This window comes from Cellulomonas bogoriensis 69B4 = DSM 16987, from assembly GCF_000767165.1.
Taxonomy (GTDB): domain Bacteria; phylum Actinomycetota; class Actinomycetes; order Actinomycetales; family Cellulomonadaceae; genus Actinotalea; species Actinotalea bogoriensis.
Window position 1 is genome coordinate 1 of sequence record NZ_AXCZ01000078.1, and the last position, 12,581, is coordinate 12,581.

Sequence of the window (12,581 nt, forward strand, 5' to 3'; positions counted from 1 at the left end):
CCCCGGCCAGACGCTGCTGGTGCACGGCGGCTCAGGCGGGGTGGGCACGTTCGCCGTCCAGCTCGGCGTCGCCCTCGGGGCACGGGTGCTGACCACCGCCGGTGGGCCGGTGCGTGCCGCACGCTGCCGCGACCTGGGGGCCGAGGTCGTGATCGACCACCGGGCCGAGGACTTCGTGGAGGTCGTGGCCGACGCCACCGACGGCCGGGGCGCGGACGTCGTCCTGGACGTGGTGGGCGCCGCCTACCTGGGTCGCAACCTGCAGGCCCTGGCCACCGGGGGCAGGCTGGCGGTCATCGGCCTGCAGAAGGGCCGGCGCGGTGAGCTCGACCTGGGCCGCCTGCTCGCCCGACGTGCGACGGTGCTGGGCACCACGCTCCGCTCGCGCCCCGCGCACGAGAAGGCCGCGATCGTCGCCGACGTGCGCGAGCACGTGTGGCCGCACGTCGTCGCCGGCCGGGTGCGCCCGGTGGTGCACACCACCCTGCCGCTGGACGAGGCGGCCCGTGCCCACGAGCTCATGGCGTCCGGGGAGGTCTTCGGCAAGGTCCTGCTGCTCCCGTGACGGTCATCTCGGCCGGCTGAGGCTCCCGCGCCGCTCGGTTCAGCGGAGCAGCCCGTGCGCCAACCCCGCCGCCAGCCCGGGCGCCAGGGGCAGCCGTGGCAGGAGCGTGGCCTGCAGCGCGTGGTAGACGTCCGGCTTGCCGGCCCACGTCCCCGTCGCCGGCCGACCGTCGGGGTCGGTCTCGTGGTGCCACGAACCGCGCTCGTGGTCGATGAACCTGTGGGCGGCGTGCTCCCACCACTGCTGGTACCAGGCCGCGTACCGCTCGTCACCGGTCACGGCGTGCAACGCGGAGACCGCGGCGATCGCCTCGCACAGCACCCAGTGCATGCGCTGGGTCACCACCGGGCGCCCGTCCCAGTCGACCGTGTACACGAAGCCGGGGTGCCCGTCGGCGCCCCAGCCCTCACGGACCCCCGCCTCGACGAGCTCCTGCGGCGCCTGGAGCATCCAGGCAGGCACCTCGTCGCCCTGCGCGACGAGGGACGCCCGCAGGTGCAGGGTCAGACGGGCCCACTCGAACCAGTGCCCGACGGTCGCGCCGAAGGGACGGAACGGGTGGGCCGGCTCGTCGGCGTTGTGGTCCAGCACCGGGCGCCACGCGGTGTCGAAGTGCTCGGGGATGCGCCACCGGTGGTCGCGGGCGAACCCGTCCACGACCCGTCCGGTCATCCGGGCGGCGCGGTCCAGCCACAGCCGGTCCCCCGTCGCGTCGGCGGCGACCAGGTACGCCTCGACCGTGTGCATGGTGGCGTTGACGCCCCGGTACTCCTCGCACGCGGTGAACGTCCTGTCCCAGGACTCCACGACCATGCCCGCGTCCTCGTCCCAGAACCTGTCCTGGGAGACGGCCAGGGCCCGGTCCAGCAGCTCCCGCGCCCCCGCGCGGCCCGCCAGGGTGGCGCTCGCCGCGGCCAGGACGACGAACGCGTGGGGGTAGGCACCCTTGGTCGTGTCGGTCGGGCCGTCGGGCCCCACGGCCGCGAACCACCCTCCGTGCACCTGGTCCTGCAGGGGCCCGGCCAGGGCTGCGAGGCCGTGGTCGACCAGCGGTCCGCTGGCCGGCCGGCCGAGCAGGGTTCCCAGGGCGTGGGAGTGCGTCATGCGGCACGTGATCCACAGCTCCGTGGCGCGCGAGCGGTCCACCGTCCCGTCCGGGCCGGCCCACCCGAACCCGTCCGGGACCGGTGTCCCGTGGGAGAAGGTGAGCAGCCGGTCGGTCTCGGCCTCGAGCCACCGCTGGTGGGCGGGCGAGGACAGCCAGGTCGTCACGACGTCAACCTACCCGTGCCCCGCCCCGCCAGGACGTCCGGCACTCGCGGGCTCACCCCTTGACCGAACCGGCCAGCAGACCGCGGACGAAGTACCGCTGCAGGGACAGGAACACGATCACCGGGATGACCATCGAGATGAACGCACCGGCGGACAGCAGGTGCCAGGTCTGGCCCCGGGTACCGGCGAGCTCGGCGATGAACACCGTCAGCGGGCGCACGTCCGGACCGCCCGCGAAGACGAGTGCGACGAGCAGGTCGTTCCACACCCACAGGAACTGGAAGATCGCGAACGCGGCGATCGCGGGCACGAGCAGCGGCAGCAGCACCTTGAAGAAGATCTTCACGTGCCCGGCGCCGTCCACGCGCGCCGCCTCGATGAGGGACGGCGGGATGTCCTTCATGAAGTTGTGCAGCAGGAAGATCGCCAGCGGCAGGGCGAAGATCGAGTGCGACAGCCAGACCGCCCAGAACGACCCCGCAAGGCCCCAGGTGTTGTACTGGCTGAGCAGCGGGATCATCGTGATCTGGATGGGGACGATCTGCAGCGCGAACACCGCGACGAACAGGGTGTTGCGCCCGGGGAACTCGATCCAGGCGAACGCGTAGGCCGCCAGCAGGGCGATGCTGATGGGGATGACCACCGCCGGCAGCGTGATGGCGATCGAGTTCACGAAGTACTCGGTCATGTTGGTCGAGCCGGCGAGCGCGTCCCGGTAGTTGTCGAGCGTGAACCGCGGCGTGCGGAGCACGTTCCACCACCCGTCGGCGCGGATGTCGCCCGAGGGCCGGAACGAGGTGATGAACAGCCCGAGGGTGGGGATCGTCCACAGGATGGCGATGACGATCGCGATGCCGGACGCCCACGGGGAGCTGAGCCGGGCCTTCGCGTCGGCCGTGCGGCGTCGGAACCGTCCGCGGGCGTCCTTGCGGCCGGGGGGCGCCCCACCGGGGGCCTCCCCCGTGGTCTGGGTGGCGAACCCCTGGGGCGGAGGGGGCGTGGTGGTCATCGGATCTCCTCCGCGAGCCGCATCTGACGGACGTTGTAGATGACGATCGGGATCACCAGGATGAAGAGGATCACCGCGAGCGAGGCACCGAAGCCCGCGTCCCGGGCCCGGAAGCTCTGCGTGTAGAACTCGTTGGCGACGACCGAGGTCTGGTAGTTGCCCGCGGTCATCGTCCGCACGATGTCGAACACCTTCAGGGTGGCCATGGCGATGGTGGTGAGCACCACGACCAGGGCCGGCCGGATCGAGGGGACGGTGATGTAGCGGAACATGCGGATGCCGGTGAGCCCGTCCAGGCGTGCCGCCTCGACGATGTCGTCGGGGATCGCGCGGATCGCCGCGGCCAGGATCGTCATGGCGAAGCCCGCCTGGATCCACACCATGACGGCGATGAGGAAGAACGTGTTCTCCGGGGTGTCCATGAGGAACTGCTTGGGTTGCAGGCCCAGCCAGACGAGCACCTGGTTCAGCAGGCCGGTCTGGGTGGCGCCCTCCTGGCGGAACTCGTACATGAACCGCCAGATGATGCCCGCACCGACCATCGAGATCGACATGGGCAGGAAGACCAGGGTCTTGGCGACCCGCTCGAACCGGGTGCGGTCGACGACGACCGCGTAGACCAGACCGATCAGGGTGGCGACCAGCGGCACGAGGATCACCCACAGCGCGGTGTTGCGCAGGACGATCTGGAACTCGGACTGGGTGAAGGCCCGGACGTAGTTGTCGAGGCCGATGAACTCCTGGCCGTTGCGGTTGAAGAACGAGGCGTAGATGGTGCGCACGGCCGGGTACACCAGGCCGAACCCGAGGAACGCCACGGCCGGGCCGACGAACGCGAGCGTCACGACCCAGGTGGGTAGGCGCCGTCCGCGGTCGACCATCAGCAGGATCAGGCCCATGACGACGACGAACAGGATGATCGCCACGGCCATGAGGAGGAACTTGTGGCCGGCGCCGTCCGGCCTCAGGAGCCAGGTCGAGACCGGCGCCCACAGGTAGGCGAGCCACGCCCTGGTGTTGTCGAGGAACTCCACTGCTACCTCCGCGTGCAGGGCGTCGTCGCGCCGTCAGGTCGACCGGGTGGGGTGTCGAGGGGGCTCGACCCGCGAGGGTGAGGCCGCTGCGGGTGGCCTGCGGCACGGCAGACCACCCGCAGCGACCGTCAGGTCACGGCCAGGAGGCCTCGATGTCGTCGAGGACGTCCTGGTCGGGCTTGTCGTTGGCGATCCAGTTGACCATCTCGGTCCAGAACGAGTTGGACCCGACCTCACCGGGCATCAGGTCCGAGGCGTCGAACCGGAACACGGCGTCGTCGTCGGCGAGCAGCTCGGCCGACAGCCGGTCGATGGGCGAGGCGTACAGCTCCATGTCCTGACCGCGGTTGGCCGAGACCCACCCGCCGTCCGGGTGCTCGGGGATCTTGGCGTTGACCCACTCGGGGCTGGTCAGGAACGCCTGGAACGCCTGCACCTCGGGGCGCTCGTCGAAGGCGGCGACGAACTCTCCGCCGCCCAGGAGCGGGCTCTCGTCGGTGGTGGCACCGGGCAGGTAGAACGCGAAGACGTCACCGTTCTCACCGACCTGGACGTCGGGGTCGGCCGACTCCCAGTTGGCGGCGTAGAACGACGCCTGACGGTGCATCCAGCACTCGCCGTCCAGGATCGGGAACCCGGCGTCGGTGAACGGCGTCGAGGCGATCGAGCGGACGTCGCCGAAGCCGGCGTTCACGTAGTCCTCGTTCTTGAGGATCTCGCCGACGGCGGCGAGGGCCTCGGCCACGGCCGGGTCGTTGAACGGGATCTCGTGGTCGACCCACTGGTCGTAGACCTCGGGGCCGGCGGTGCGGAGCATGACGTCCTCGAGCCAGTCGGTGGCCGGCCAGCCGGTCGCGTCTCCGGACTCGATTCCCACGCACCAGGGGGTCCCGCCGTCGTCGACGATCTGGTCCGAGAGAGCCAGGAGCTCGTCCCAGGTCTCGGGGATCTCGTAGCCGGCGTCGGCGAACGCGTCGGGTGAGTACCAGACGAACGACTTCACGTTCGCGCCGAGGGGGGTGGCGTAGTAGGTCCCGTCGACCGTGCCGTACTCCTTCCACGACGGGTCGTAGTACTCGTCGACGTTCGACTCGGCGAGGTCACCGACGGGGACCACGGCGTCGGGGAAGTCCCGGACGATGGTCTGCAGGAGACCGGGCTGGGGGATGTAGGCGATGTCCGGGGGGTTGCCGGCCTGCACGCGGACCGGCAGCTGTGCCTCGAACTCGCGGGACCCGTCGTACACGATGTCGGCGCCGGTGCAGCGCTCGAACTCGGTGTAGGAGTCGATGTGGGGCTGGTCCTCGGGCGCGGTGATCGAGGTGTAGACGCTCACCGACGTGCCCGAGAGGTCCCCGTACTGCTCGAAGGCCTCGCAGCCCTCGGCGAGGTCGCGGTCACCGTCGTCACCGGGGCCAGCGGGGCTGTCCTCCGGGGGCGGGGTGCAGGCCGCGAGGGTGAGTGCCAGGGCGAATCCCCCGGCCGCGACCGCGGTCAGGCCGCGGTTCCTTGTGGTGCGCATCTGAGATCCTCCACGTCGTCGTGGGCGTTCTCACGCCCCGGTCCGGCACCCGGGTACGCACGTGTCAACAGTTGCGCGTCATCGGGCACCGGCTACATGCAAACGCTTGCACGCTCACGCTGCAACCCGAACCCGCCACAACCGGGACACTTCCGGGTAACGATTTGATCACACGGGTGATCGCCCGCCCCGAGGTGCGTGGGTGCGCTCCCACCATGGCCTGACCTTCACCTCGACGCAACCCTCCACGCCACTGGACCGGTCACGAGAAGACCGGTGGCGGCCCGGTCGAGGTGCGGACCACCAAGCGGGTGGGGACCACGACCTCCGGGTCCACCGTCGCCCCAGCGATCATCTCCAGCACCATCCGCGCGGCCAGTCCACCCTGCTCCGCCACCGGTTGCGCCATCGTCGTCAGACCCACCAGCTCGCCCAGGTCATGGCCGTCCACGCCGATCACCGACACGTCCTGGGGCACGCGCAACCCGCGGTCGCGCAGCGCCAGCACCGCACCCATCGCCATCTCGTCCGACGCCGCGAACACCGCGGTCACCTCCGGGTGCTGCACGAGCAGCCGGTGCATCGACGCCCGTCCGCCCGCCACGTCGAAACCCCCGTGCACCCGCAACGACTCCACCGCCCGGAGCCCCGCGGCCGCGAGCGCCTCGCGCCACCCCTCCTCGCGCTCGACCGGTGGGGACCAGGCCGAGACGTCGTCCGGCGCCCCGGTGATGTGCCCGACGACCCGGTGGCCCAGACCCAGCAGGTGCTCGGTGGCCGCACGGCCGGTCGCGCGGTCGTCCAGCCGGATCGTCGCCTGACCCGAGCCGCCCCACCCCACGCACACCAACGGGGCCCCCAGGGTCAGCAACGACTCGACCTCCTCGGCCTCCAGGGGCAGTCCCACCACGAGCACCCCGTCCACCCGGCGGCGCAGGACGTCGGGGTCCACGCGGGCGGTGCGCCCGCTGCCGCGGGTGACCTCGAAGGTGTAGAGCAGCAGGTCGAACCCCTGCGCACGCAGGGTGCGCTCGGCGCCCTCGATGACGTTGGCGAAGAACCAGCGGCTCACCACCGGGCTGATCAGGCCGATCGCGCGGGTGCGACCCGAGGCCAGGCTCGCCGCGGACGGGGAGGCGACGTACCCCAGGGCCGCCGCGGCGGCCCGGACCCGTTCACGGGTCCCCTCACGGACGTTCGGCAGGCCACGCAGGGCACGGGACACGGTGGCGGTGGACACCCCCGCCTGCCTGGCCACGTCGTCGATGCCTGCCGCCACGGCGCCGATTGTGCCCCCCGAGGCCCGCGCGGGCCAGCGGGGGCCAGCCCGTGGGCCCGTCAACCGGTGCCGAGGGTCAACGACCGCAGGACGGTCACCGCACCGTCCTCCTCGATGGTCCCGGTGACCTCGTCGGCGGCGTCCTGCACGTGCGCGGCCGCGTGCCCCATCGCCACGCCGCGGCCCGCCCACGCCAGCATCTCGACGTCGTTGGACCCGTCCCCCACCGCGACCGTGCGCCCCGCCGGCACACCCAGGGTCGCGCGCAGCTGCTCCAGCGCGCTGGCCTTGGACACCCCGTCCGGGGCGACGTCCATCCACGCCGTCCAGCCGATCGCGTAGGTCACGTCCGACAGGCCCAGGTCCGCGACCAGGTCGTGGAACTGCTCGGGGGTGTGGTGCGGGCTGCGGACGATCAACCGGGTCACGTGGTCACCGGCGAGCTCCTCGAGCTCGACGACGGACTGGGAGCCCTCCAGCTCCCCGTCCGGGAACGGCTTGTTCATGCGGAACCCGACACCGACCTCCTCGACGGCGAAGTGCGCCTCGGGGAACGCCTCGTGCATGACCCGCAGGGCCGGCCCCGGGTCGAACGTGATCACCTCGGTGAGCTCGTACCCCTCGGGCAGGGACGGGTCCAGGCGCACGGTCACCGACCCGTTGGAGCACACCGCCCAGCCCCGGTCGATGCCCAGGGCGCGCGCGACGGGGACGGTCGCGTACACCGACCGGCCCGTGGACAGGATCACGTGGTGGCCCGCGGCGCGCACCGCGCCCACCGCCTCGACCGCGTCGTCGGACAGCAGACCCGCGTAGGTCATGAGGGTGCCGTCGATGTCGAGCGCGACGAGCAGCGGTCCGGTCACCGGGCGGGGCCCGTCGGCTCCAGCACCTCGAGCCCACCCAGGTAGGGGCGCAGTCCCTGCGGGACGGTCACCGACCCGTCGGCCTGCTGGTGGTTCTCCAGCATCGCGACGATCCACCGGGTGGTGGCCAGAGTCCCGTTCAGGGTCGCGACGGTGCGGGTACCGCCCTCCGCGGTGCGCTCACGCACCCCCAGCCGTCGGGCCTGGAACGTGGTGCAGCTCGACGTGGACGTCAGCTCCAGCCACCGCTCCTGGCTGGGCAGCCACGCCTCGCAGTCCAGCTTGCGGGCAGCACTGGAACCCAGGTCGCCCGCGGCGACGTCGATCACCCGGTACGGGAGCTCGACCAGCCCGAGCATCTCCTCCTCCAGGGCCAGCAGACGCTCGTGCTCGGCCGGGGCGTCCTCGACCGAGGTCCAGCAGAACATCTCGACCTTGTGGAACTGGTGCACGCGGATGATGCCGCGGGTGTCCTTGCCGTGCGAGCCGGCCTCCCGGCGGTAGCACGCCGACCACCCGGCGTACCTGAGCGGACCGTCGGACAGGTCGATGATCTCCTCGGCGTGGTAGCCCGCGAGCGCGACCTCCGAGGTGCCCACCAGGTACAGGTCGTCGGCCTCCAGGCGGTACACCTCGTCGGCGTGCGCACCGAGGAACCCGGTCCCGCGCATCACCTCGGGCCGCACGAGCGTGGGGGTGATCATGGGGGTGAACCCGTGGGCCAGGGCCCGGTCCATGGCGGCGTTGAGGAGCGCGAGCTCCAGGCGGGCGCCCACACCGGTGAGGAAGTAGAACCGCGAGCCCGAGACCTTCGCCCCGCGGGCGGTGTCCAGGGCCCCGAGCCGCTCACCGATCTCCAGGTGGTCGGCGACGGTCACGCCCTCGGCGGCCAGGTCACGGGGCTCACCGACGTGCCGGAGCACCACGTAGTCGTCCTCACCCCCGGCGGGGACCCCGTCGGCGACGACGTTGCTGAGCGCGAGGAGCACCTGGTCCAGCTGGTCACCGGCGTCGGTGGCCTCGGCCTGGGCGGCCTTGACGTCGGCGGCCAGCTGCTTGGTGCGGGCCAGCAGCTCGGTCCGCTGCTCACCGGTGGCGCGGGCCACGTCCTTGCCGGCGGTCTTCTGCTCGGCGCGCAGCTGCTCGAACCGGGTCAGGGCGGCCCGGCGTCGGGAGTCCAGGTCCAGGGCCTGGTCGACCAGGGCCGGGTCCTCGCCCCGGGCACGCTGGCTGGCACGGACGACGTCAGGGGTGTCCCTCAGGAGGCGCAGGTCGATCACATCACGAGCGTAACGACCCCCGGGCCCCTACGGTGTGCCCATGACGTGGGTCGAGTGGGTCGCCGTGGCCGCCCTGCTGCTCGCGACGGTCGCGGTCGTCCTCGCGGTGCTGAACCGGCGGGCCCTGGTGGGCCACGGCGTCCCGGTCACACCGTCGGCCGGCGCGCCGGGGGCACCCGGCTCGGCAGGTGACCGTGACGACGCGACCCGCACGCAGGTGGCGTTCGTCGCCAACCCCACCAAGCCCGGCGTCGCGGCCCTGCGGGACCAGTCGGTCCAGGCGTGCGCGGCGCGCTACCTGCCCGAGCCCCTGTGGTTCGACACCACGGTGGAGGACCCCGGTGTGGGCCAGACCCGGGAGGCGGTCGAGCGGGGCGCCCGGGTGGTGGTCGCCATCGGCGGTGACGGCACCGTCCGTGCCGTCGCCGAGGGCCTCACCGGGACCGACGCCTCGATGGGGCTCATCCCCCAGGGCACCGGGAACCTCCTGGCCCGCAACCTGGACCTGCCGATCAACGACGTCGAGGAGCTGCTGCGGATCGCCCTGACGGGCCGGACCCGCGCGGTGGACGTGGGGTGGTTGCGGGTGCTGCGGGACGAGGCGGGGGTCGCGGACGACATCGCCGAGGCCGACCCGGAGGCCGTCGCCCCCCGGGACACCCCACCGGCCACGCGTGAGCCGGCACGCGACCACATCTTCCTGGTGATCGCCGGCCTGGGGTTCGACGCGGCGATGGTCGCCGACACCGACGAGCAGCTCAAGGCCAAGGTGGGGTGGATCGCGTACTTCGTGGCCGGGGTCAAGCACCTGCGCGGACGACGCATGCGCCTGGACATCCGGGTGGACGGCGGACCGTGGCGGTCGGTGCGCCTGCGCAGCCTGCTGTTCGGGAACGTGGGCCGCCTGCCCGGGGGCATCACCCTGCTGCCCGACGCGGTGCTCGACGACGGCGTCCTGGACGTCGCGGCCATCGACACCCGCGGGGGCATCGCGGGATGGGCCCAGCTGTTCGGCGAGGTCGTCATGCAACGGTTCGGGATCCGCAACGACCTGCCCAACAAGATCGGCCGGATCGACCACCTGCGGGCCCGCACGGTGCGGGTCAGGTCGCGCGACGCCCAGCAGCTCCAGGTCGACGGGGAGACCATCGGCTCGGTGAGGGAGGTCTCGGCACGCGTGGACCGGCAGGCCCTGCGGATCCGGGTGCCCGACCGGCGGGACACGACCGGCTGACCTCAGCGGGCCGCCCCGGTCGACGGGCCGCCCTGGTCAACGGACCACCGCCGGTCAGTGGGCCGCCCCGGTGCGCAGGTCCTGCACCCAGCGCCGGGCCGCGAGGAAGTCCGCGTCGTGCGTGCCCGGGCGCACCTGACCGGCAGGGGCGTCCACCCGCGGGTAGGAGCCCATGAACCGCACGTGCGGGCACACCCGGTGCAGGCCCATCAGCGCCTCGGCCACCCGCTCGTCCTCCAGATGGCCCTCGGCGTCGATCGAGAACGAGTACCGCCCCAGGGCGTCCCCGATCGGCCGGGACTCGATGCGCGAGAGGTTCACCCCACGGGTGGCGAACTGCTCGAGCATCTCCAGCAGGGCCCCCGCCTGGTTGCTCGGCAGGTGCACCATCAACGTCGTCTTGTCCGCACCGGTACGCGCGGGCTGGTCGCCCGGGGGGCCCACGACCACGAACCGGGTGACCGCCCGCTCGTTGTCGGCCACGTGCCCGGCCAGGACGTGCAGCCCGTAGTGGTCCACCGCCGGTGGCGGGACCAGCGCCGCGTCGAACGGCAGCCCCTCGTCCGGGCCGGCCAGCAGCGCCGCCGGTGCGGTGTTCGACGTCGCGGGCACGTGCACCACCCCCGGCAGGTTCGCGGCCAGCCAGCGGCGGCACTGGGCCCACGCGTGCGGGTGGGCCGAGATCCGCCCGACGGCACCCAGGTCCGTACCCGCCCGGGCCACGAGCGTGAACGACACCGGCACCAGCACCTCGCGCTGGATCGTCAGCGCCGAACCCGACGCCAACGTGTCCAGCACCGCCGTGACCCCACCCTCGACCGAGCTCTCGATCGCGACCACCGCCCGGTCCGCCGCGCCGGTGCGCACCGCCTCGATCGCCGACACCACGTCCACCTGAGGCAGGTACTGCGCCTCCTCGGGGCTCACGACCTGCCGCAGCGCGGCCTCGGTGAACGTCCCCGTCGGCCCCAGGTAGGCGTACCGGGGGCGGGGACGTGACTGGCTCGACATGCGGGTCCTTCCCAGGCGTGGCAGGTCCGGCGGCCTGCGACGCACAGGTGCAGATCCCGAGGAGATCGTCCCAGGACCGTGTGCAGCCCGCCGTCGACGAGACTAGTGCGCCCCTAGGCTGGACCGGTGACCCCACCCACCCCCCTGCCCGGCGCAGGACGTACCCGACGCCGCCCGCGCGCGCTCGCGGTCGCCCTGGCCGCGCTGACCGCGGTGGTGGGGATCGCGCTTCCCGGTCAGGCGACCACGCAGGCGCAGACCCCCGACGAGGACCGGCCCGTGGTCGTGCTCGTGGGCACCTCGGGTCTGCGCTGGGACGACGTCCACACCCTGTCGACCCCCACCCTGTGGGACCTGTCGCGCACCGCGTCCATCGGGACGGTCGCCGCCAGGAGCATCCGCTCCTACGCGTGCCCCGCCGACGGGTGGTTGGCGGTCTCGGCCGGCGCCCGCGCCGGGGACCTGCCCGGTGAGGCGTACGGGGAGTGCCGCACCCTGGTGAACCCGCTCGGCGGGGGGACGGTCCCCGGCTGGGACGACTACGAGGTCTCGGCCCGTGCGAGCGGTTTCGCGCCCCGCATCGGGCTCCTCGGCCAGGTGCTGGCCGACGCGGAGCTGTCGGCCACCGGCATCGGGCCGGGCGCGGCGATCGCCCTGGCCGACCCCGACGGGCTGGTCCGCGGCGAGCACCGGCCCGTGCCCACCGACCCCGACCTGCTGCGGGTGGTCGTCGGCGAGGCGATCACCACCTCCGACCTGGTGGTCGTGGACGCCGGCTCGGTGCGGGACATCGGCCGGGCGACCGTGGGCAGGCCTGCGACGCCCGACGACGACCCCGAGGACGAGGACGGTCCCGAGACCACCGACCACGCCCCGACCGGGGAGGGGCCCACCGGCCCCGAGGTGATCACCGAGCCGACCCGGCTGGAGCAGGTGCGGCCCGTGGACGCACGCATCGGGGCCGTGCTGGACGCCGTCGACGAGACCGGGCGGGACGCCGTCGTCCTGGTCGTGTCGCTCGCCGACTCCGGCACCCGGGCCCGCATGCAGCTCGCCGCCGCGCGGGGCGTCCTGCCCGACGACGACGCCTACGGGGCCTCGCTGCTGGGGTCGCGCTCGACCCGCCAGGACGGGATGATCCAGGCCACGGACGTCACGCCCACCCTGCTGAACGCCCTGGGCGTGGCCGACCGGGCACCGATCGGGGCGGTCGTGGGGGCGCCCATCCGGCCGGTGGGCGGGCCCGAGAGCGCCAACGCCCGCGTCACCGCGGTGCTGGACGTCGACCAGCACTCCCACGCCGTGCGGCCCATCACCCCGACCTTCTACACGTTGCTCATCGTCATCAACCTGGTCCTGTACGGGTTCGTGACCCTGGGCCTCAACGGCCGCGTGATGGCGGGTGTGGGCCGGGTGGCCGCGCGCCTGCGGCCCGGTCATCCGCAGGGCCCGGGGCTACGCCGGCACCCCGTCGCGGTGCTGCACACGCTGCGCGTGGCGGCCACCGCG

General features: G+C 72.9%; 10 protein-coding genes and 1 pseudogene. 3 read left to right on the forward strand and 8 right to left on the reverse strand.

Features of this window, described 5'->3' with window-relative positions:
• The coding region (locus tag N869_RS08610; RefSeq protein ID WP_035060272.1) for a zinc-binding dehydrogenase at nt 1-565 on the forward strand (565 nt) is incomplete at its 5' end.
• A 39-nt stretch (nt 566-604) separates the two neighbouring features.
• On the opposite strand, the gene N869_RS08615 is transcribed toward N869_RS08610, so the two are convergent.
• The 7 genes from N869_RS08615 to serS form a co-directional block, all read right to left on the reverse strand.
• Nucleotides 605-1,837, reverse strand: a complete 1,233-nt coding sequence (locus tag N869_RS08615; protein WP_035060274.1) for an AGE family epimerase/isomerase — start codon at nt 1,835-1,837, stop codon at nt 605-607.
• Between the two features lie 52 nt (nt 1,838-1,889).
• Nucleotides 1,890-2,846, reverse strand: a complete 957-nt coding sequence (locus tag N869_RS08620; RefSeq protein WP_035060277.1) for a carbohydrate ABC transporter permease — start codon at nt 2,844-2,846, stop codon at nt 1,890-1,892.
• Nucleotides 2,843-3,778 (reverse strand): carbohydrate ABC transporter permease, encoded by a 936-nt coding sequence (locus N869_RS08625; RefSeq protein ID WP_052105272.1) that lies wholly within the window; start codon nt 3,776-3,778, stop codon nt 2,843-2,845. The genes N869_RS08620 and N869_RS08625 overlap by 4 nt, the downstream gene beginning before the upstream one ends.
• Nucleotides 3,779-4,013: 235 nt before the next feature.
• Nucleotides 4,014-5,402, reverse strand: a complete 1,389-nt coding sequence (locus N869_RS08630) for an ABC transporter substrate-binding protein (RefSeq protein ID WP_035060280.1) — start codon at nt 5,400-5,402, stop codon at nt 4,014-4,016.
• A 262-nt stretch (nt 5,403-5,664) separates the two neighbouring features.
• A complete protein-coding gene (locus N869_RS08635; protein WP_035060283.1) occupies nt 5,665-6,681 on the reverse strand; it encodes a LacI family DNA-binding transcriptional regulator in 1,017 nt (338 codons plus the stop codon).
• Nucleotides 6,682-6,740: 59 nt separating this feature from the next.
• On the reverse strand, nt 6,741-7,547 hold the full coding sequence (locus N869_RS08640) for an HAD family hydrolase (protein WP_035060286.1): 807 nt from the start codon (nt 7,545-7,547) through the stop codon (nt 6,741-6,743).
• Nucleotides 7,544-8,827, reverse strand: coding sequence for a serine--tRNA ligase (gene serS, locus N869_RS08645; RefSeq protein WP_035060288.1), 1,284 nt, complete (start codon nt 8,825-8,827; stop codon nt 7,544-7,546). Before serS ends, N869_RS08640 begins: the two co-directional genes overlap by 4 nt.
• A 40-nt stretch (nt 8,828-8,867) precedes the next feature.
• Between serS and N869_RS08650 the strand changes: the two genes are divergently transcribed.
• On the forward strand, nt 8,868-10,061 hold the full coding sequence (locus tag N869_RS08650; protein ID WP_035060291.1) for a diacylglycerol/lipid kinase family protein: 1,194 nt from the start codon (nt 8,868-8,870) through the stop codon (nt 10,059-10,061).
• A 54-nt stretch (nt 10,062-10,115) separates the two neighbouring features.
• Here N869_RS08650 and pheA read toward each other — a convergent pair whose 3' ends face one another.
• On the reverse strand, nt 10,116-11,072 hold the full coding sequence (gene pheA / locus N869_RS08655; protein WP_035060294.1) for a prephenate dehydratase: 957 nt from the start codon (nt 11,070-11,072) through the stop codon (nt 10,116-10,118).
• A gap of 126 nt (nt 11,073-11,198) precedes the next feature.
• Between pheA and N869_RS08660 the strand changes: the two are divergent.
• Nucleotides 11,199-12,581: pseudogene (locus tag N869_RS08660) on the forward strand (hypothetical protein); the annotation flags it as partial.